General features: G+C 68.7%; 22 protein-coding genes and 1 pseudogene. 14 read left to right on the forward strand and 9 right to left on the reverse strand.

What is annotated here, in order from left to right; genetic code table 11:
• Positions 1 to 14 precede the first annotated feature (14 nt).
• The gene (locus tag ACIA8G_RS02990) at positions 15 to 668 is read left to right on the forward strand and encodes a Clp protease N-terminal domain-containing protein (protein ID WP_396416559.1); all 654 of its coding nucleotides are present in this window, start codon (positions 15 to 17) and stop codon (positions 666 to 668) included.
• On the opposite strand, the gene ACIA8G_RS02995 is transcribed toward ACIA8G_RS02990, so the two are convergent.
• Positions 622 to 1,590 (reverse strand): helix-turn-helix transcriptional regulator, encoded by a 969-nt coding sequence (locus tag ACIA8G_RS02995; protein WP_396416560.1) that lies wholly within the window; start codon positions 1,588 to 1,590, stop codon positions 622 to 624. The two genes, ACIA8G_RS02990 and ACIA8G_RS02995, sit on opposite strands and share 47 nt — an antisense overlap.
• A gap of 99 nt (positions 1,591 to 1,689) precedes the next feature.
• Between ACIA8G_RS02995 and ACIA8G_RS03000 the strand changes: the two genes are divergently transcribed.
• From ACIA8G_RS03000 to ACIA8G_RS03020, 5 genes and pseudogenes are all read left to right on the forward strand, one after another.
• Complete coding sequence (locus tag ACIA8G_RS03000) at positions 1,690 to 2,091, forward strand: VOC family protein (protein ID WP_396416561.1); 402 nt, start codon at positions 1,690 to 1,692, stop codon at positions 2,089 to 2,091.
• An 81-nt stretch (positions 2,092 to 2,172) separates the two neighbouring features.
• Entirely contained in the window at positions 2,173 to 2,547 is a 375-nt protein-coding gene (locus ACIA8G_RS03005) for a response regulator transcription factor (protein ID WP_396416562.1), read from the forward strand.
• Between the two features lie 141 nt (positions 2,548 to 2,688).
• A pseudogene (locus tag ACIA8G_RS03010) lies at positions 2,689 to 3,096 on the forward strand (sigma-70 family RNA polymerase sigma factor); the annotation flags it as partial.
• Positions 3,097 to 3,121: 25 nt separating this feature from the next.
• On the forward strand, positions 3,122 to 3,223 hold the full coding sequence (locus ACIA8G_RS03015) for a hypothetical protein (protein WP_396417301.1): 102 nt from the start codon (positions 3,122 to 3,124) through the stop codon (positions 3,221 to 3,223).
• Positions 3,224 to 3,251: 28 nt separating this feature from the next.
• A complete protein-coding gene (locus ACIA8G_RS03020; protein ID WP_396416563.1) occupies positions 3,252 to 3,734 on the forward strand; it encodes a hypothetical protein in 483 nt (160 codons plus the stop codon).
• Here ACIA8G_RS03020 and ACIA8G_RS03025 read toward each other — a convergent pair.
• Both ACIA8G_RS03025 and ACIA8G_RS03030 read right to left on the reverse strand, forming a co-directional pair.
• Complete coding sequence (locus ACIA8G_RS03025) at positions 3,700 to 5,019, reverse strand: FAD-dependent monooxygenase (protein WP_396416564.1); 1,320 nt, start codon at positions 5,017 to 5,019, stop codon at positions 3,700 to 3,702. The two genes, ACIA8G_RS03020 and ACIA8G_RS03025, sit on opposite strands and share 35 nt — an antisense overlap.
• 80 nt (positions 5,020 to 5,099) lie before the next feature.
• The gene (locus ACIA8G_RS03030) at positions 5,100 to 6,110 is read right to left on the reverse strand and encodes a helix-turn-helix transcriptional regulator (RefSeq protein ID WP_396416565.1); all 1,011 of its coding nucleotides are present in this window, start codon (positions 6,108 to 6,110) and stop codon (positions 5,100 to 5,102) included.
• 89 nt (positions 6,111 to 6,199) lie between these two features.
• Between ACIA8G_RS03030 and ACIA8G_RS03035 the strand changes: the two genes are divergently transcribed.
• From ACIA8G_RS03035 to ACIA8G_RS03050, 4 genes are all read left to right on the forward strand, one after another.
• Positions 6,200 to 6,601: a cupin domain-containing protein gene (locus ACIA8G_RS03035; RefSeq protein WP_396416566.1), complete on the forward strand. Its 402-nt coding sequence runs from the start codon at positions 6,200 to 6,202 to the stop codon at positions 6,599 to 6,601.
• The gene (locus ACIA8G_RS03040) at positions 6,598 to 6,987 is read left to right on the forward strand and encodes a DUF1304 family protein (RefSeq protein WP_396416567.1); all 390 of its coding nucleotides are present in this window, start codon (positions 6,598 to 6,600) and stop codon (positions 6,985 to 6,987) included. The genes ACIA8G_RS03035 and ACIA8G_RS03040 overlap by 4 nt, the downstream gene beginning before the upstream one ends.
• A gap of 154 nt (positions 6,988 to 7,141) precedes the next feature.
• The gene (locus tag ACIA8G_RS03045; protein ID WP_396416568.1) at positions 7,142 to 8,452 is read left to right on the forward strand and encodes a DUF222 domain-containing protein; all 1,311 of its coding nucleotides are present in this window, start codon (positions 7,142 to 7,144) and stop codon (positions 8,450 to 8,452) included.
• A gap of 299 nt (positions 8,453 to 8,751) precedes the next feature.
• Entirely contained in the window at positions 8,752 to 9,150 is a 399-nt protein-coding gene (locus ACIA8G_RS03050) for a protein-tyrosine phosphatase family protein (protein WP_396417302.1), read from the forward strand.
• Here ACIA8G_RS03050 and ACIA8G_RS03055 read toward each other — a convergent pair.
• Both ACIA8G_RS03055 and ACIA8G_RS03060 read right to left on the reverse strand, forming a co-directional pair.
• Entirely contained in the window at positions 9,147 to 9,812 is a 666-nt protein-coding gene (locus ACIA8G_RS03055) for an MOSC domain-containing protein (protein WP_396416569.1), read from the reverse strand. The genes ACIA8G_RS03050 and ACIA8G_RS03055 overlap by 4 nt on opposite strands.
• 9 nt (positions 9,813 to 9,821) lie before the next feature.
• Positions 9,822 to 10,211 (reverse strand): MerR family transcriptional regulator, encoded by a 390-nt coding sequence (locus tag ACIA8G_RS03060; protein WP_396416570.1) that lies wholly within the window; start codon positions 10,209 to 10,211, stop codon positions 9,822 to 9,824.
• Between the two features lie 83 nt (positions 10,212 to 10,294).
• On the opposite strand from ACIA8G_RS03060, the gene ACIA8G_RS03065 reads away from it, so the two are divergent.
• Positions 10,295 to 11,329 carry an aldo/keto reductase gene (locus tag ACIA8G_RS03065; protein WP_396417303.1) on the forward strand — a complete coding sequence of 345 codons (1,035 nt, stop codon included), beginning with the start codon at positions 10,295 to 10,297 and terminating at the stop codon, positions 11,327 to 11,329.
• A gap of 50 nt (positions 11,330 to 11,379) precedes the next feature.
• On the opposite strand, the gene ACIA8G_RS03070 is transcribed toward ACIA8G_RS03065, so the two are convergent.
• Genes ACIA8G_RS03070 through ACIA8G_RS03080 form a run of 3 tightly spaced genes read right to left on the reverse strand, consistent with a single transcriptional unit; the run spans position 11,380 to position 14,545 of the window.
• Positions 11,380 to 12,504: a hypothetical protein gene (locus ACIA8G_RS03070; protein WP_396416571.1), complete on the reverse strand. Its 1,125-nt coding sequence runs from the start codon at positions 12,502 to 12,504 to the stop codon at positions 11,380 to 11,382.
• The gene (locus ACIA8G_RS03075) at positions 12,501 to 14,015 is read right to left on the reverse strand and encodes an alkaline phosphatase D family protein (RefSeq protein ID WP_396416572.1); all 1,515 of its coding nucleotides are present in this window, start codon (positions 14,013 to 14,015) and stop codon (positions 12,501 to 12,503) included. The genes ACIA8G_RS03070 and ACIA8G_RS03075 overlap by 4 nt, the downstream gene beginning before the upstream one ends.
• An 11-nt stretch (positions 14,016 to 14,026) precedes the next feature.
• Positions 14,027 to 14,545, reverse strand: coding sequence for an NAD(P)-binding protein (locus tag ACIA8G_RS03080; protein ID WP_396416573.1), 519 nt, complete (start codon positions 14,543 to 14,545; stop codon positions 14,027 to 14,029).
• Between the two features lie 70 nt (positions 14,546 to 14,615).
• Here ACIA8G_RS03080 and ACIA8G_RS03085 point away from each other — a divergent pair, with 70 nt between their 5' ends.
• A complete protein-coding gene (locus ACIA8G_RS03085) occupies positions 14,616 to 15,098 on the forward strand; it encodes a GbsR/MarR family transcriptional regulator (protein ID WP_396416574.1) in 483 nt (160 codons plus the stop codon).
• Here ACIA8G_RS03085 and ACIA8G_RS03090 read toward each other — a convergent pair.
• Positions 15,055 to 15,585 carry a TetR/AcrR family transcriptional regulator gene (locus ACIA8G_RS03090; RefSeq protein WP_396416575.1) on the reverse strand — a complete coding sequence of 177 codons (531 nt, stop codon included), beginning with the start codon at positions 15,583 to 15,585 and terminating at the stop codon, positions 15,055 to 15,057. The two genes, ACIA8G_RS03085 and ACIA8G_RS03090, sit on opposite strands and share 44 nt — an antisense overlap.
• Before the next feature lie 130 nt (positions 15,586 to 15,715).
• Between ACIA8G_RS03090 and ACIA8G_RS03095 the strand changes: the two genes are divergently transcribed.
• Positions 15,716 to 16,660, forward strand: coding sequence for an SDR family NAD(P)-dependent oxidoreductase (locus ACIA8G_RS03095; RefSeq protein WP_396416576.1), 945 nt, complete (start codon positions 15,716 to 15,718; stop codon positions 16,658 to 16,660).
• Positions 16,657 to 17,616 (forward strand): SDR family NAD(P)-dependent oxidoreductase, encoded by a 960-nt coding sequence (locus ACIA8G_RS03100; protein ID WP_396416577.1) that lies wholly within the window; start codon positions 16,657 to 16,659, stop codon positions 17,614 to 17,616. Before ACIA8G_RS03095 ends, ACIA8G_RS03100 begins: the two co-directional genes overlap by 4 nt.
• Positions 17,617 to 17,664 lie beyond the last annotated feature (48 nt).

The raw sequence follows: 17,664 nt of genomic DNA on the forward strand, positions 1-17,664 counted from the left end.
GTATATATGGGGTTATGCCAAAGGTGAACGTCTATCTGCCCGACGAGCTGGCAGACGTGGTGAAGGACCTCAACATTCCGGTGTCCGCGATCTGTCAGCGCGCGCTCGAAGGGTCGGTCAAACGGATCATGGCGATCCGCGGATTGACCCCCGCGGACGTCGACGGCGACCGGGCCGGGCAGTTCACCGAGCGCCTGCGCACCGTGCTCCGCCTCGCCGCGCGGGCCGCCGGACCGTCCGCGATCACCACCACGCACCTGGTGCGAGGTCTCGTCGAGGAAGGCGGCAACCTGGCTCTGGGGGTGCTGGACGCGATCGACATCGACCCGCGGTCCCTGCATCTCCAGAAGGAGGCGAACCCGGGCCTGGGAGCCGGGTTCGCCTCCGATGCGGCCAACGCGCTGGAGCTCGCCGTCGTCGAGGCGATCGCGCTCGGGCACAACTACGTGGGCTGCGAGCACCTGCTCCTCGGCATCATCGCCGAACCGGACGGCGTCGGCGGTGAGGCGCTGCGCGATCGGGGCGCGGATCTCAAGAGCGTGCGCCGGGGCGTGCAGACCGCGCTCGCGGGTCTCGCGCACCTGCGGAAACAGCAGGCCGCACCCGGTGCCCTGGAGCTGATCATGACTCGGCTGGCGCGGCTGGAGAAGCACGTGGGTATCGGCTGACCAGCTCGGCGCCGATGCGTGCCAGGTGTTCCTGCACGTCGTCGGGTGTTTCGACGGTGATCATGCCGCCCCACCCTGCGACGTTGCGGGCGATGTCGAGCGGGCGTGGCGCGGTCAGCTCCACCCTGACCTGGTCGCCGAGCTCTTCGACGACCGTGCAGTGTCGCCCGTGCTGGCGTTGGAACACGTCGAGGAACCGCGCGGGCACCAGCACCACCGCCGTGGTCTCCGCGCGGCGTTGCTCCACCTTCTCGACCACGGAGTCCCAGGCCGAGGCGAGCTCGAAGTCGGGCGGCCGGGACGCCTCGGCGCCGGTCAGCACGGCGCCGTGCACGCGGTCGAGCCGGAACGCGCGCTGACCGTCCGGCGTGCCGGCGAGGAAGTACCAGACCCCGTCCTTGTCGACGAGTCCCCACGGGTCGACCACGCGGGTGGACGGCGCGGAGCCCCGCTTCTGGTAGGTCAGCCGGACCTTGATCCGCTGCACCACCGCCTGTTGCAGCAGTGACACCAGCACGGGCCGGTCCCGCGTGTCCTCGCCCCAGGCGGCGGTGTCGATCACGACGGCCTCCGAGGCGGCCTCGGCGTCGGCCCGGAACGTGCCCGGCAGCGCGCGCACCAGTTTGCGCAACGCCGACTTGACCTGCGGCGCGACCTTCGCGGCCGGCCCCGCGATCAGGAACAACGCCTGCGCCTCCGCCGAGGTCAGGCCGCTCAGATCCGTGCGGGCGCCACCGATCAGCGACCAGCCGCCGCCCCGCCCCGGCTGGGAGTAGACGGGCACGCCCGCCGCGGACAACGCCTCCAGGTCACGCCTGGCCGTCGCCAGCGACACCTCGAACTCCGTGGCCAGCTCGGCGGCGGTGACCCGGCCGCGGGCCTGCATCAACAGCAACGTCGCGACGAGACGGTCCGCGCGCATGACACCTCATTTTTAAAGTGCTCACTGGATGAGCACTTTACGGCCGAAGGTAGAACACAACACCGCCGAAAAATCCTGGAGATCAAGATGTTGCGAGGCATGTCGACCGTGTCCTACTTCGCCGACTCGCTCGAGGAGGCGCGTGCCTGGTACGCGGAGTTCCTCGGGGTCGAGGCGTACTTCGAGGTGCGCACTCCGGACGGTGAGCTCGCGTACGTCGAGTTCCGGATCGGTGACTACCAGGCCGAGCTCGGCCTCGTGAACCGCAAGTTCGAGGTCACCCCTTCTGCTGCTCCCGCCGGGCAGATCCTCTACTGGGCGGTCGACGACCTGGAGGCGACTCGGCAGCGGTTGTTCGAGCTGGGGGCGAAGGAGCACGACGAGGTGCGCGTGCGGGGTGACGGGTTCGTGACGGCTTCGGTGGTCGACCCGTTCGGCAACATCCTCGGGGTCATGACGAACGTCCACTACATGTCGATGGTTGAACAGAACAGTCGCTGAGAAGGACCGCGACAAACGTCGCGACTGAGAACCGTCATTCGCCGCTCCAACGGCGGCATCACCGAGGCGTCTACTTCTCTGATGGTGACCGACGGGCGCATCCGCGTGCTGATCGTCGACGACGACGCGCGGGTGCGCACTTTCCTGCACACCTTCCTGGTGGCGCATCGGGAGTTCGAGGTCGTCGGCGCGGCCGGCGGCCCGGAGTCGGCCGCGCGGATGGCGCAGGAGATCGCGCCAGATGTTGCGATCGTTGATGTTCTGCTGCCCACGGAGCGAGAAGGCCTGTCGCTGCTGGAGTTCTTCGCCACTCGGTGCGGAATCCCGGTCGTGGCAATGAGTCTGGACAGCTCGTGCGCGGATCGTGCGATCGCGGCCGGCGCCTGCACGTTCGTCGCCAAGGACGGTTGCTCGGACCTCTTGATCAGCGCGTTGCTCGCCGTGCAGGACAGATGACGTAGACGCAGCCGGACTTCGGTCCTGGGCAAGGGCTCCGCAACTACGCGGGCAGGTTCGGTCGGCCGACCGATTCGGACGGGGTGTGGTGCGGAGCACAGTTCTAACCGCACCCGACCCCGGACTGCGGAGGCGAGCGACATGACCATCGTGAGCACCGACGAAACCCTGGACGACCGCGTCCTGGCGGACATCTACCGCATGCACGGCCGTTCGGTGCACAAGTACGTGCGCAGACTGACTAACGGCGACGTGCACCTCGCCGAGGACATCCTGCAGGAGACGTTCCTGCGCGCCTGGCGCACGCCACGTCTCGCGCAACGGCCGGAAGCCGCCAGACCGTGGCTCGTGACCGTCGCACGCAACCTCGTCGTCGACCGCGTCCGCCACCGCAGCCGCCGTCCGCAGGAGGCGGGAGACGCCGCGCTGGCCCACCTTCCCGTTCCGCGCTGCGACATCGATCGCGTCGTCGACTCGGTCACGCTCGCCGACGCGATGGCGAAGCTGACCCCGAACCGGCGTGACGTCGTCGTGCACATGTACCTGCACGGCCGCAGCCGACGAGGTCTCCGCCGTGCTCGGCATCCCGGTCGGCACGGTGAAGTCCCGCGTCCACTACGCGTTGCGGGCGCTGCGGTCCCACCTCGCGGCCCCGGACCCGTGCCTGGCAGCCTGACTCCCCTTCGGGCGCATATCCTGCACGAATGACGCAGCTCGCCATCACCGGACATCGCGGCCTCTCCGCGGAGCTGGAAGCTGAGGTCGACCGGATGATCCGGGCCGCTGTGGCCGATGATCGCGCCGGGGGCGAGACCGTGGTGGGTGTGTCGTGTCTTGCTGATGGCGCGGACGCCGTGTTCGCGCAGGCCGTGCTGGACGCGGGTGGCTCGCTCGTCGCCGTGCTGCCGGCCGTGCGGTACCGCGAGTCGCTGCCCGAGGACTACCGGCCCGTGTACGACCGGTTGCTCGCTCGCGCCGCCAAGGTCGTGCAACTGCCTCACGTCACGCCCGATCCCGACGCCTACATGGAGGCGGGCAAGCGGATGGTCGACGAGTCCGAGTCGCTGATCGCCGTGTGGGACGGTCAACCCGGTCGTGGCGCCGGCGGAACGGCCGACGTGGTCGCCTACGCGCGGTCGCGGGGCCTGCCGGTCACCGTGCTCTGGCCCGAGGGTGCGATCCGCTGAGCACCCGCCACACCACTCTCGGGCTGAACAAAGCCGCCGGGTGGCCGACCATCTGCGAGACCCGGACCAGCGCCCGGTAGACCTTCGGGTTGCCAGGGAGGATCTCGAACACGCGGCGGGCGTACCACTGCGCGAATCGTGTGCCCAGCGACAGCTTCCTGGTGCTCCAGCCCAGATCAGTGGTGGTGGCCGACGTCCACGGGACCTGCGCCGTCTTCGCGACCGCGTTCTGGAACACGAGCGGTTCCTTCGCGAGGTCGTGCTCGGTGAGCAGGTCCCGCAGGGTCGCGCAGTTCAGGGCGGCGAGGGTCATGCCGTGGCCGTGGACGGGGTTGAGCGAGACCACGGAGTCGCCGAGTGCGAGCAGTCCGCGCGGCCAGTTCGGCACCTTGTGGAACCGGTTCCAGCGGCTGCGCAGGTTGCCGGCCCGGTAGATCGGTGAGGCCGGGGTCGCCGTCTTGATGATCTCCGCGAAGTCCGGGCAGGACAGCGTCGTGGCGTAGGCGAGGAAGCCGTCCTCGTCCGTCGGCGCGACGTCGCCTGCAGCTCCCAGCAGCGTCACGAACCACAGATCACCATCCACTGTGGACACCGAGCCGCCGCGCTTCGTCGACGGAGCCTGGGTGATCTCGCAGGCCGACTTCCAGTCGAGCTTCAGGTCGTGGTTCACGTGGTAGAGGCGGGAGGTGCAGGAGAGGTGGCCGTTCGCGATCATCGGTGCCGGGCAGTGCACGCCGAACTCGGCGAGCCACGACACCAGCTTGCTGTGGTGGCCCGACGCGTCGACCACGAGGTCCGCGTAGTCGGTGAAGGGCTCGCCGTCGCGGGTGCCGTGCACGCCGGTGACCGTGCCGCGGTCGTGCAGCAGGCCGTCGATCGTCACACCGTCCACAAGGGACACGTTCGGCAGCTTCAGCACCCGTCGCCGGATGATCCGCTCGATCGTCACCCTCGCCATCGACAGCACGCTGAGGCCCAGGAAGTCACGCGGCGCCAAGCCGGCCGGGAGGCGGGTCATGAAGTCGCTGCCGAGATCGGCGCGGACCGCGCCCGCGTCCGCCAGTTCGTCGGCGAGGCGGGGGAAGAGGGTGTCCAGCACGTCCGCCCCGCGCGCCAGCAACGCGTGCGGGTGGTTCGCCTGGGGAACGCCGGGGCGATGCCCGGTGTCTGCGGTGATCTGGTCGCGTTCCACCAGAACCACGTCGCCGTACGACTCGGACAACACCCTGGCAGCCAGCAGCCCCGCGAAGCCGGCGCCGATGACCAGGGCGCGGTCGGAGTACATGGCGCACATGCTGGCAGAGCGGAGTACCCGTGACGATCCCCCGAAAGTCCCGTCGAACAGGGCCTGTCAAGACAGGGCACTCACGAGAGCTTCGCGACCAGTTCCGCGCGGCTGCGCACACCGAACTTCGTGAAGACCGATTTGAGGTGGTCCTGCACGGTGTACGGCGAGATGTTCAGCCGTGCCGCGATCTGCGCCGTCGACTGCCCGGCGAGCACCTCGTGGCAGATGTCCTGCTCACGGGCGGTCACGCCGTAAGCCTTGAGCAGCAACCCCATCAGCTCCGCGCCGGACGCCCGGCTGATCGTCACCGCGGCCTCGAACCCGTCGTCGCTGACGAGTTCGCTCGCCTCCAGCAGGATCCAGCCGCCGTGCGCGTCCCTGACCCGTGCCTTGAAAATCCCGGTCCGGGAACCGGTCGCGGCGGCGCGCAGCATGACCGCGAACCGGCCGGCCGCGATCTCCTCCAGCTCCTCGCGCCACTGCAGGGCAGAGGCGGTCGATGCCCGGATCGTCCCGTCCTCGCTCACGACGACGATCGCGGGTGCGCTACTTCGTTGGGTGCCGATCTGCGCGGTGGTCCGGGCGGCGACCCTCGTCGCCGAGCCGATGGCGGGAGCCACCGAAGCCATGAACTCGATCTCGCGGTCGCTGAAGTCGCTCGTGCGCACGATGCCCGCACCGCCCCAGCAGGTGTCGTCGGCCCGGAACAACGCTCGCAACTCGTGGCTGAGTCCCAACGGGCGCCACACCTCGTTGAGGCGGGTCGACCGCGCGTCCTCCAACCGTGCCACCGTGTCGCCGCGCCGGGCGAGGGACGCGAACGTGTGCGGTTCGCCCGGTGTGTACTCGCAGGTCGCGAGCACCGGTTCGTACTGCTGCGGAATGCGGTTCGTGCCACTGGTCATCGAGCTGATCGCGCCCGAGTCGGGGTCCATGGAGGCCCAGCAGGTGAGTTCGCACGGGACCACGCGGTCCACCAGTGCGATGGCCGCGGCATGCAGCTCCGCGACGCCCAGTCCGGCACTCGCCAGCTCAGTCACCAGCGCGGTCACGTCGCGCCGCACACCCTGCGCACGGCCCTCCCACATGGTTGGCAGTATGCGCCCGCGTCGCGGTGCCCGCGCATCCCAGTTTTCCGGGATACCCGTGCGCGTCCGGGAAACGGACGCTTCTCACCATGATGACCACCGCAGGCGAGGGCGAGGAGCTGACCGCGCCCGACGCGAAGATCACCGTCAGGATCTCGGGGAAGCACACCGGCGGCGCCTACGAGCTGTTCGAGGTGGACGCGCCCCGAGGCGAGGCCGCGCCGCCACACCGCACCCCGTGGCCGAAGGCGTACTACGTGTTGCACGGACGCATGGCCGTGTTGCTCGACGGCGAGCTGCACGACCTGTCGCCCGGCGACGCCATCACCATTGCGCCCAACGCTCCGCACACGTTCACCGTCCACACGCCGTCGGTGCAGTTCCTGGCCTTCGCGGTGGGTGACGTGATGGGCGCGTTCTTCCGCGACCTGTCCGCGAACGGCCTCGAAGCGCTGGAACGGCACGGGGTGACCCTGGGGGTGAGACCGTGAGTGCCGTGGCTCAGGTGGCTGCGGCGTTCGCGGCCCTCGTGCACCTGGTGGTGTGGGTCTGCGAGGCGTTCCTGATCCACCGCACCCACTACTCGATGTTCCGGCAGCCCGCCGAGCACGTCCCGGCGATCCGGCTGTGGGCGTTCGGGGTCGGGTTCTACAACCTCTGGCTGGCGTGCGGCGTGATCGCCGGGTTGATCGCGCTGCACAACGGCAACGAGCTCGTCGGACGGACCCTGCTGATCTACACGGCCTGGTTCATGGCTCTGTCTGCCGTCGTGCTGGCCGTGGCGGACCAGCTGTCCATGAGCAGGCCGCGCAACCAGGCGTGGAGCGGCGTTGCCTTCGAAGGGATCCCGCCGTTGATCGTGCTGCTGTTCGCGTAGACGAGTAAGTCCTGGCGGTGTCTGGAGACGGACGAAGGGTGTTCAAGATCAGTTTGTGAGCTCAACGCTTGCTCACCCGGTTCCTCATCGCCTACGACCGCTGATCAGCTATGACTTACTCGTCTTGGCGCTCGTTGAGCCAGTCCATCGGTGCGTGTTGCGTCGTCTAGAGAGAACGACACGCACGCGCCATATGCCTTCTGACCTGCGAGTTTCACCCGTTCGTGAGTGGAGTTCGAACAGATGTTCATGCCACAATGGACGCATGACCGAATCAGCGCTGGGGCTTGCTTCTCCGCTTGAGCTCCTCGATGAGCTCAAGCGGAAAGTCCGTGCGCTGCAACAACTCCAGCATCAGGTGTTGACGATCGTCGGTGCGCTTGACCAGCAGGGCGCGGCGGAAACGTTGGGGTACAAGGATCTCGTCGAAGTGTTCAAGCATGTGCTTCGCTGGGATCCGAAGACGACCCGTCGCAAGCTCAAGCAGGCGCAGGCGCTCTGTCCTACCGTCACGCCTACCGGCTCCGTGATCGCGCCGGCGTTGCCCGGTGTTGCGGCTGCGATGGATGCGGGCGAGTTGTCCGAAGACCATGTCGACGTGCTCGCTGAAGCCATGGCGGGGCTGCCGGCTGCGGCGGAGACCCATGTCGTGGAGTACGCGCGGCAGCACGAACCCCGCTCCGCCAAGGCGTTCTGCAAGGAGCTGGCCTACCGGCTCGACCAGGACGGCCCCGAACCTGCCGAACCGGAGCCGGTGCAGCCGCGCAACGTGCTGCGGCGGAAGTGGCAGGGCGGCCGGTATCAGTTGTTCGCCGATCTCGATGCGGAGACCGGGGCGAAGCTGGACGCGTTGATCGACCCGCTGGCCAAGCCCGAAGCTGAGGATCTGCGGTTCGCGCCGGAGCGGGAAGGTGACGCGTTCTGTGACGTCGTCGACCTCGCCCTGCGTGCCGAGCGGCACCCCGGCTTCCGCAAGCACTGCCACGGCGGTGAACGCGTCCAGCTCACCGTGACGGTCAACTACGACGAGCTCCGCAATGGCATCGGCGCTGCGCGGTTGGACAACGGTGAACGCCTGCCGATGCGGCAGGTTCGCAAGATCGCCTGCGATGCCGGAGTGATCCCGATGCTGCTCGGCTCCCGCTCCCAGATCCACGACGTCGGCCGGAAGACCAGGGCCATCAACGCCGGACTACGCCGCATCCTCGTCGCCAGAGACCGAGGCTGCGCGCATCCTGGCTGCACCAGACCACCCAGCCACTGCGAAGCACACCACATCAAGTCGTGGGCCGAAGGCGGCGAGACCAACGTCAAAAACCTTGTACTCCTGTGCCGCAGACACCACGACCTGCTCCACCTCTCCGACTGGGAAGTCCAGATGATCGGCGGGGTGCCCATGTTCCGGCCGCCCGCCTTCATCGACCCCCAGCGAAGACCACGACGAAACCCGCTCCACGCCGCATGAGCGGACAGCGCGGCGGCCAGAACGATCACGACGAGCCAGGCGCCGAAGAGATAGGCCGCCACCGCGGGCACTCCCGCCACGGTGCCCCTGTTGTTGGCGCCCCCGTTGATGGCCACCGTGAGCAATGGCGGTAGAAAGAGAACGAGACCGGTTGTCGCGGCAAGGACTGTCAGTCCGGTGAACCGTCCGTCATCTCTGGTGCCTCGTCGCACCGCCACCACCCGCCCCCGACGAACCGGATCGCGAGCGTAGTACGAACGGAGTGATGTGAGGATTTGGGGGAACTGTTCGTGAAGACCATCGAGCTACCTGATGGTGCCGTGGTGACAGGCCGTGGCCTGCGCGATGGCAAGATCGTGGAGCCGCATCCCCAGTACGGGGTATACCTGCAGCCCAAACCGGTCGACGTGCCGTGGCCGCATGACTGGATCGAGTGGCCGGACTTCCGCCTTCCGCGTGATCATGATGCCGCGATCAGGTTGATTCGCAGCCTGCACGAGCGGGCTCTGGCCGGCGAACGTGTCGAGGTGGCGTGCAGCGGCGGCATCGGGCGCACCGGCACGGTGATCTCGTGCCTCGCGGTGCTCGCCGGCGTTCCGGCTGACGAAGCAGTGGGGTGGACGCGCGCGAACTACCACCGGCGCGCTGTCGAGACGCCGTGGCAGAAGCGCTGGGTGAGGCGCTTTCCGGTGTCCTAGGAGACGCCGGGCGTCGAGCGCTTGTGCACCAGTTCGATCATGTGCGGCGCCACCGAGTCCCCCGCCTCCAGCAGGCGGGGGAGCAGGTCCGGCTCCGTGGTGACCGCGCGGAAGAACAGCTCGACCGTGAGGTCGTGGTCCGGCCGGTGCAGCACGGTGATCTCGTCACCCGGCGCGAACCGGCCGGCCTCCAGCACCCGGAAGTAGGCGCCGGGCCGTGCGACCTGCGTGAACCGCTTCACCCAGCCGCGCTGCCCGAGGAACTCCGCGAACGTCCGGCACGGCACGCGCGGCCCGGAGACCTCCAGCGTCGCGGTACCGATCCGCCACCGCTCGCCGACGCGGGCGGTCGTGTGGTCGATGCCCTGGGTGGTGAGGTTCTCGCCGAACTGACCGTTGTGCAGGTCGACGCCCAGCTCGGCCTGCCACCAGTCCAGGTCCTCGCGGGCGTAGCCGTAAACGGCCTGGTAGTCGCCTCCGTGGACGGTCCAGTCGCCGATCGAGTCACCGGCGATGCCGCCGCCGGCGGTCCCCTGCGGACCGGGCACGCTGACCTCGAGCGGCCCGTCGACGGGCCGCTTGTCGATACCGGTGACGCCCGCGCGGGCGTAGTCGACCGGGGTCGTCTTCTGGGCGACGTTCAGCGAGAGCACGACAGGCATGTGCCGAGGCTATTGGCCGACTGCCCGCGCTGCGATCGAATTTACGTAGTCCTCGTAGATGCCTACTTTGCGGGTGATGAGGTCCATGCAGTCCTGCAGCTGGGCCATCTGCTCCCGGACGCGTTCCTGGTGCTCCTTGAGGATGTCCAGCCGTTGCAGCTCGTTGCCGTCGCCCTGGCGGACCAGCTCGGTGTAGCGGCGGATCTCCGGGACCGGCATTCCGGACATGCGCAGCATGATGCACATGCGCAGCCAGTCCACGTCCTGCTGTGTGTACACCCGGCGACCGCCCGGTCCTCTGTGGACCTGGTTGGCCAGGATGCCTTCCTTCTCGTAGAACCGCAGCGCGTGCACGCTCAGCCCGGTGCGTTCGGCGACCTCGCCAATGCTCAACCCCATGCACCTGAGCATATGTGTCAGGCCGTCCTGGATTTGGTCTTGACCTAGAGGCGACTCTAGTTTCTAGGTTTGCCGACATGACCATGCGTTATCGCGTACTCGGGGGAACCGGCATCGAGGTCAGTCACCACTGCCTCGGCGCCATGATGTTCGGCTCCATCGCCAACGACGACCACGCCGACGGCGTGCGGATCATCCACCGCGCGCTCGACGCGGGCATCAACTTCGTCGACACCGCTGACATGTACTCGGCCGGGGAGTCCGAGGAGATCGTCGGCAAGGCGCTCGCGGACCGCCGCGACGACGTCGTGCTGGCCACGAAGGTGCACTTCCCGCTCGGGGAGGGCCGCAACCGCAGCGGCAACTCGCGCCGGCACATCGTGCGCGCGGTGGAGGACAGCCTGCGCCGGCTCGGCACCGACTGGATCGACCTCTACCAGGTGCACCGGCCGGACTACACGACAGACATCGAGGAAACGCTGTCGGTGCTGACTGATCTGGTGCGTGACGGGAAGATCCGCGCGTTCGGGTGCTCGACGTTCCCGGCGGAGGAGATCGTGGAGGCGCACCACGTCTCTTCGGATCGGGGCTTCCTGCGGTTCCGGACCGAGCAGCCGCCGTACTCGTTGCTGGCGCGCGGGATCGAGCGGTCGGTGCTGCCGGTCTGCCAGCGCCTCGGGATGGGGGTGCTGGTGTGGAGCCCGCTGGCCGGCGGCTTCCTGTCCGGCAAGCACCGGCGGGGCGCCGCCGCGGAGGCGTTCCGGTCCACGCTGACACCTGAGCGGTTCGACGAGTCGCTGCCGAAGAACGCCGCGAAGTTCGAGGCGGTCGAGCTGTTCGCGAAGCTGGCCGACGAGTTGGGCGTGTCGTTGCCCGCGCTCGCGATCGCGTTCACGACCACGCATCCGGGGGTGACCTCGGCGATCATCGGCCCGCGCACGATGGAGCAGCTGGAGTCGTTGCTGGAGGGCGCGTCGCTGGTGCTGACCGATGACGTGCTGGACCGGATCGACGAGATCGTGCCGCCGGGCGTGGACGCCTACGACGTGCACGGCTGGTGGAAGCCGGCCTCCCTGGCGGACGTGCACCGCAGGCGCCGTCCGCTCGACCAGAGGTGAGGTCGCGAGTGGTTGTGGGCAGCTGGGACGGCCACAACCACTCGCGATCCCTACCAGGCCTGGGTGGTGAGACCCGTGCCCAGGTAGACCTGGTCGTGCCCGTTGCCGTCGTTGTCGTCGGTGTAGACGACGCTGATCCGGCCCCACGGGTCGACGCCTGCCGCGGGTTCGTCCTGCCGTCCGGCCGCGGTGGACACGCTGAGCTGCCTCGGCGGACGGCCGGTCGTGGTGCCGTCGGGGTTGTAGGCGTGCGTGTAGACGTCCTGCGCCTCGGCGGTCACCACCGCGACGCCGAGCTGGTCGTCGATCCCGACCTGCGGGTCGGTGCCGGTGGTCTGCGCGTCCGCCGTGCCGCGCGCCGCACCGGCCGCGGTGAACGAACGGGAGCGGACACCCGACTGCTCCCAGGCGATGGCGAAGTCGCCGTTGAAGTTGGCCGCCACGTCCGGGCGTTTCCCTTGCCCCGTCGTGGTTTGCGCCTGCTTCACGCCGCCTGCCGGGGTGAGGATCTTGCGGGCGACGTTCGCGTCCGCCTCCCACGCCACGATCGCGTTGCCCGCGGCGCCCATGGCGACCTGGGGCTTCGCGTGGGTGCCGCCAACGTTGCTGACCTGGGCCTCGTAGGTCTTCGACGTCAGCGAGGCGAACCCGCTGGCGCGCACGGTCGGTGCTGCGGTGCCTTGCTTGTCCTCCCACGCCACCGCGAAGCCGCCGGTGTCCGGATCCGCCGCGACGCTGGGGAAGTACTGCTGGCCGTCCGCGTTCGCGTTGGCCGTGCCGGTGCCCGCCACCGTGCCGGACACGCTGACCGTGCGGACCGCGATGTTGTAGAAACCGTTGCCGTCCGGGTCTTCCGACCACACGACGACCGCGCTGCCGTTCTCGTGCAGTGCCACGTCGGGCTGCCAGTGACGCCAGTTGCCGGTGCCGCCCGCGCTCAGCTTCTTCTCGTAGAGCGAGGTTCCCTCCTGGTAGAGCCGGATCCAGATGTCGGAGTGGATCGGGTCGCCGGGTTCGGTGGTGTCGCGGTCGTCCTCCCACACGACGGCGGTGTAGCCGTTGCGGGTGGACGAGACCGCGGCGTTGTCCTGGTCCCCGGTCGAGGTGCTGTTGACCGTGGACCACGTCATGGGGGCAGGGGCCAGCATCAGGGTGGCGATCAGCAGTGTCTTCACGGCGCCTGCAATCCGGGGTTGTTCGCCTCGACCACGTAGCTCTGCACGGTCTTCACCGGGTAGTCGCGGACGGTGACCTTGTCCACGGCCCGGAAGTCGACCCGCATCTCGGTGGGGTCGGTGGTGGTGCGGACATATCCGCGCAGGTTCTTGAAGAACTTCACGTGCGGGTTCAGCGTCGGATTCAACGAGTTGTCGGCGGCGTTGCCGTCGCCGCCGGACGTGACCGACGTGGTGACCAGCTCGGTGCCGATGATCCGGTTCTGCGACTGGTAGCTCTGCATGAGGTTCGCGGCCCAGCTGCGGTGCACGTCGCCGGTGAGGACGACGGTGCCCTTGTTGCCGTTGGTGTCCCAGGCGTTCTGCAGGCGGGTGCGGTTGGCGGTGTAGCCGTCCCAGGCGTCCATGCTCTTCGACCCGTCCGCGGCCGCGAGCCGTTGGGCGAAGAACACCTGCTGACCGAGGAAGTCCCAGGTGCCGAGTTTCTGCCGCAGGCCGTCGATCAGCCAGGTCTCCTGCGAGGTGCCGGTGAGCGAGCGGGCCGGGTCGTCGGCGGCCGGGCAGACCTTCGTGCCGTCGCCGCACGCCTGGTCGTGGCGGTACTGGCGGGTGTCGAGCAGGTGGAACGTGGCGAGGCTGCCCCAGCGAACCCTGCGGTGCAGCAGCATGTTCTCCGCGGTCGGCGCCTGTGCGGACCGAAGCGGCATGTGCTCGTAGTACGCCTTGTAAGCGGCGGCTCGGCGTGCCTTGAAGTCACCGGCGGGGCTGGCGTCGTTGCGGATCAGGTTCGCGTAGTTGTTCTCGACCTCGTGGTCGTCCCAGACGACGAGCCACGGTGCGGCGGCGTGCGCGGCCTGGAGGTCCGGGTCGGTCTTGTACTGGGCGTGCCGGACCCGGTAGTCGGCCAGCGTGCTGATCTCCGCCGAGGGCGCGAACGTGCGGACCTTCGTGGTGGTGGCGCCGCCTTCGTAGATGTAGTCGCCGAGGTGCAGGATCAGGTCGGGGTGCTCTTCCGCCATGCGCCGGTAGGCGGTGAAGTAGCCCTCCTCGAAGTGCGAGCACGAGGCGAAGAGCATCGTCAGCGCCGGGGAGGTGCCGACGGCCGGAGCGGTGAGGGCGCGGCCGGCGGGGGAGAGGTGACCGCCGGTGCGGAAGCGGTACCAGTACTCGCGGCCGGGTTGCAGGCCGGTGAGGGTGACGTGGACGGAGTGACCGGCGGCCTGCGTGGTGGTGAAGGTGCCGGTCTGGGTGACGCTGGTGAAGTGCTCGTCGGTGGCGACCTGCCAGTCGACGGCGGTGTTGGTGTTCGGCATGCCGCCCAGGCCGTCGGCGTTCAGCGGGTTCGGGGCGAGGCGGGTCCAGATGACGAACCCGTCCGCGGCGGGTTCGCCGGACGCGACGCCGAGGGTGAAGGGGTAGCCGATCGCGTTGGCCAGCTTGGGAACCGTCAGTCCGGCGCTCGCTCCCGCGAGGCCGCCCACGATGAAGGTACGTCTCCGTAACGTGGTCATGGCCAGGAGGCTTACCGAACGCGGGTAAAGGCCCGCCTAACGGTGTGAGGCTTGAGAGTGGTTTCCCACCAAGCAAATGCCGCGTGGTCGTCGCGGTGGATGTCGAAGGCGTCGGCGAGCAGTTCGGCGGCGCTCAGCGGGATGCCGGTGTCCCGGACGGCGCGGTAGAGCAGTGCCACGTGGTCGCGGGACCAGGATTCGAGGCGCAGGCCGGGTAATCGTTCGGCGTCACAGCAGGGCTGGGCGCAGACCACGACGTCGAACCACTCGTCGTCGTGGTCGTTGAAGGCGACGGTGACGCCGAATCGGTCGGGCTGCAGCGCGGTGACGGTGCTGTGCCGCGTCTCGTAGTGCAGCGGGTGGGGCAGGGCGGCCAGCCGGCGGGCGGCGTGCCGGTCGGGGCCCCTGAGCGGCACCGTCTCGTGGTGCGTGCCGTGGTCGAGCACGACGACCTCCCACGCGCTGCGGGTCAGTCTGAGTGCGGTGACCAGGCCGGAGATCCCGGCGCCTACGACGAGTGCTGTGGCCATGACCAGCCCCTTCCCCCTAGGATTGAGGCTAGCGAACGTTCAGAAATTTCTGAAGACAGGTTGGCGCGGTGTGACGGGCGAGACAAAGCGGAAGGAAGCTGCCCGGCAGGAGGCGGCACAGCGCTTGGCGTTCGCGCTGACCGATGCCGGGATGCAGCGGATGGGCGCGCGGGTGCTGGCGGCGTTCCTGTTCACCGATCTGCCGTCGCTGACCGCCGGCGACCTGTCCAAGGACCTCGGGGCGAGCGCCGGCTCGGTCTCCGGCGCCATCAAGATGGTCATGCAGATGGGGTTGATCGAGCGGGTGCCGGCGCAGGGCAGCCGCCGCGAGCACTACCGGATGCGCGACCGCGCGTGGACCACGCTCTACGGCAGGCAGCACGCGCCGATCGACGACATCCTGACCGCCGTCGCGCGGGGCGTCGAGGCCGTCGAGCCGGGACCGGCCCGCGAGCGGCTGGAGTACATGCGGGACTTCTACGAGTTCCTGCTCGCCGAGGTGCCGTCGCTCATCGAACGGTTCGAGCAGCGCCGAACCGAATCCCGTCCATGATCAGGTCGAGCATCCGCTCGGCCTGATCCGGGTCGCCGTTCTGCGCGACGCCGATCAGCATCACCATCAGGTCCATCGGGTCGGTCCGCGCGCCCAGCGGGGTCAGCAGCAGGCTCACGGCCTCGGTCATCTTGGCGCGGCTGTGCTCGAACGGGTTGATGCCGGCCGCGATCACCGCCTGCAGCGCGTCCTTGAGGTCGCGTTTCGTTGCGGCGTAAGCGATGAAGCGGTCCATCCACTCGCGCAGCGCCGCCTCCGGCTCGTGGGCCTCGAGCAGTTCGGGGGCCGCGTCGCAGAGCTTCTCGAGCTCCGTGCGGTAGACGGCCTCGATCAACGCCTCGCGGGTGGGGAAGTGCCGGTACAGCGTGCCGATCCCGACGCCTGCCTTCTTGGCGATGGCGCCGAGCGTCACGTCCTTCTCGTGGGTGAACGCGTCGAGCGCCACCTCGAGGAGCAACGCCCGGTTGCGGGCAGCGTCAGCGCGCACTGTCGGCTCTCTTCTCGCTCAAAGACGGTGTGGTCCAGGTCACTTTGCTAAACGGAGGTTCCTCCGCTTAACTGGAACGCGAACCGGAGGAACCTCCGTTTCAGTGTACGACACAGGTTGGGGAACTGAAATGAGTGAGCGCATCACCACCCCGTTCGGCTTCGAGACCACAGCTCTCGAGGTCGTCGAGGGCGTCGACCTGTCTGGCCGTCGCGCCGTGGTCACCGGTGGGGCGTCGGGCATCGGCGTCGAGACCGTGCGGGCACTGGCCGCCGCGGGCGCCGAGGTCACCATCGCGGCTCGCAACGCCGAGGTGGGCAACCGCGTCGCCGCCTCGCTGGCGGATTCGACCGGCAACAAGAACATCTTCGTGGCTCCGCTGGAGCTGATCTCGCAGGACTCGGTGAAGCAGTTCGTCCGCGACTGGGACGGCCCGCTGCACCTGCTGATCAACAACGCCGGGGTGATGGCCTCGCCCCTCACCCGCACCCCGGAGGGCTGGGAGCAGCAGTTCGCCACGAACCACTTCGGCCACTTCACCCTGACGCTGGGTCTGTTCGACGCGCTGCGCGCCGAGGGTGCGCGCGTGGTCAACGTCAGCTCGAGCGGCCACCTGGTGAGCCCCGTCGTGTTCGAGGACATCCACTTCGAGCGCCGCGCGTACGACCCGTGGCTGGCGTACGGCCAGTCGAAGACCGCGAACGTGCTGTTCGGTGTCGAGGCGGGCAGGCGCTGGGCCGGTGAGGGCGTCACGATGAACGCGTTGATGCCCGGCGGGATCCTGACGAACCTCCAGCGGCACATCTCCGAGGAGGAACTGCAGGAGCGGATCCGGCTGCGTGGCGGCGGCATGCGGCTGAAGTCGCCTGAGCAGGGCGCGGCCACGACGCTGGTGCTGGCCGTCTCGCCGCTGGTCGAGGGCCGCTCCGGGCTGTACTTCGAGGACGGCAACGAGGCGCTGCCGACCACGCCGGAGCACGGGTCGGGCGTCGCCGCCTACGCGCAGGACCCCGAGGCTGCCGCGCAGCTGTGGAAGGTCTCCGAGGACACCTTGAAGGTTGGAGAACAGGCATGATCACCACACCGTTCGGGATCGAGACGACGGCGCTGGAAGTCGTTGAGGGCGTTGACCTCTCGGGTCGTCGCGCGGTGGTCACCGGTGGGGCGTCCGGTATCGGCGTCGAGACCGTGCGGGCGCTCGCCACGGCCGGTGCCGAGGTGACGATCGCGGCCCGCGACATCGACGCCGGCCAGCGGGTGGCGTCGGCCCTGATCGCCGCCACGGGCAACAAGAAGATCTCCGTGGCGGGGCTGGACCTGGCGTCGCAGGACTCGGTGAAGGCCTTCGCCCGCAACTGGGACGGGCCGCTGCACCTGCTGGTGAACAACGCGGGCGTCATGGCCACGCCGTTCACCCGCACCCCGGAAGGCTGGGAGCTGCAGTTCGCGACCAACCACTTCGGGCACTTCACGCTGACCCTGGGCCTGTTCAACTCGCTGCGTGCCGAGGGTGCACGGGTGGTGAACGTCAGCTCGTCCGCGCACCTGATGGGCGAGGTCGTGTTCGACGACATCCACTACGAGCACCGCGAGTACGAGCGCTGGGAGGCGTACGGCCAGTCGAAGACCGCGAACATCCTGTTCGGTGTCGAGGCCGGGGTCCGGTGGGCCTCGGAGGGCATCACGATGAACGCGTTGATGCCCGGCAGCATCGCCACGAACCTGCAGCGGCACCTCACCGAGGAAGAGCTGCAGGAGCGCATCCGGTTGAGCGGCGGCACGGCGGTGCGGCGGATGAAGACGCCGGAGCAGGGTGCCGCGACGACGCTGGTGGTGGCGACCTCGCCGTTGCTGGAAGGCGTGTCGGGCAAGTACTTCGACGACTGCAACGAGGCTGCTCCGCACGTCGCCGGTGATCCTCGCCGGGGTGTGGCCGCCTACGCGCAGGACCCCGAGGCCGCCGCGCGGCTGTGGAAGGTCTCCGAGGAAACGCTGTGGTCCCTGAAGGCGTGGTCAAGGGCCGCCGCCTAGTAGAGGTCTGGACCATTTCGTGCTTCAATGACAACGGGTCGCCGCCCG

Source organism: Lentzea sp. NPDC051213 (assembly GCF_044455585.1).
Classification (GTDB): Bacteria; Actinomycetota; Actinomycetes; order Mycobacteriales; family Pseudonocardiaceae; genus Lentzea.

Excerpts from the sequence above, each read along its gene's own strand:
- ACIA8G_RS02990 (WP_396416559.1), top strand. The coding sequence starts at position 15 with ATGCCAAAGGTGAACGTCTATCTGCCCGACGAGCTGGCAGACGTGGTG.
- ACIA8G_RS02995 (WP_396416560.1), bottom strand. The coding sequence starts at position 1,590 with ATGCGCGCGGACCGTCTCGTCGCGACGTTGCTGTTGATGCAGGCCCGC.
- ACIA8G_RS03000 (WP_396416561.1), top strand. The coding sequence starts at position 1,690 with ATGTCGACCGTGTCCTACTTCGCCGACTCGCTCGAGGAGGCGCGTGCC.
- ACIA8G_RS03005 (WP_396416562.1), top strand. The coding sequence starts at position 2,173 with ATGGTGACCGACGGGCGCATCCGCGTGCTGATCGTCGACGACGACGCG.
- ACIA8G_RS03020 (WP_396416563.1), top strand. The coding sequence starts at position 3,252 with ATGACGCAGCTCGCCATCACCGGACATCGCGGCCTCTCCGCGGAGCTG.
- ACIA8G_RS03025 (WP_396416564.1), bottom strand. The coding sequence starts at position 5,019 with ATGTACTCCGACCGCGCCCTGGTCATCGGCGCCGGCTTCGCGGGGCTG.
- ACIA8G_RS03030 (WP_396416565.1), bottom strand. The coding sequence starts at position 6,110 with ATGTGGGAGGGCCGTGCGCAGGGTGTGCGGCGCGACGTGACCGCGCTG.
- ACIA8G_RS03035 (WP_396416566.1), top strand. The coding sequence starts at position 6,200 with ATGATGACCACCGCAGGCGAGGGCGAGGAGCTGACCGCGCCCGACGCG.
- ACIA8G_RS03055 (WP_396416569.1), bottom strand. The coding sequence starts at position 9,812 with ATGCCTGTCGTGCTCTCGCTGAACGTCGCCCAGAAGACGACCCCGGTC.
- ACIA8G_RS03060 (WP_396416570.1), bottom strand. The coding sequence starts at position 10,211 with ATGGGGTTGAGCATTGGCGAGGTCGCCGAACGCACCGGGCTGAGCGTG.
- ACIA8G_RS03065 (WP_396417303.1), top strand. The coding sequence starts at position 10,295 with ATGCGTTATCGCGTACTCGGGGGAACCGGCATCGAGGTCAGTCACCAC.
- ACIA8G_RS03075 (WP_396416572.1), bottom strand. The coding sequence starts at position 14,015 with ATGACCACGTTACGGAGACGTACCTTCATCGTGGGCGGCCTCGCGGGA.
- ACIA8G_RS03080 (WP_396416573.1), bottom strand. The coding sequence starts at position 14,545 with ATGGCCACAGCACTCGTCGTAGGCGCCGGGATCTCCGGCCTGGTCACC.
- ACIA8G_RS03095 (WP_396416576.1), top strand. The coding sequence starts at position 15,716 with ATGAGTGAGCGCATCACCACCCCGTTCGGCTTCGAGACCACAGCTCTC.
- ACIA8G_RS03100 (WP_396416577.1), top strand. The coding sequence starts at position 16,657 with ATGATCACCACACCGTTCGGGATCGAGACGACGGCGCTGGAAGTCGTT.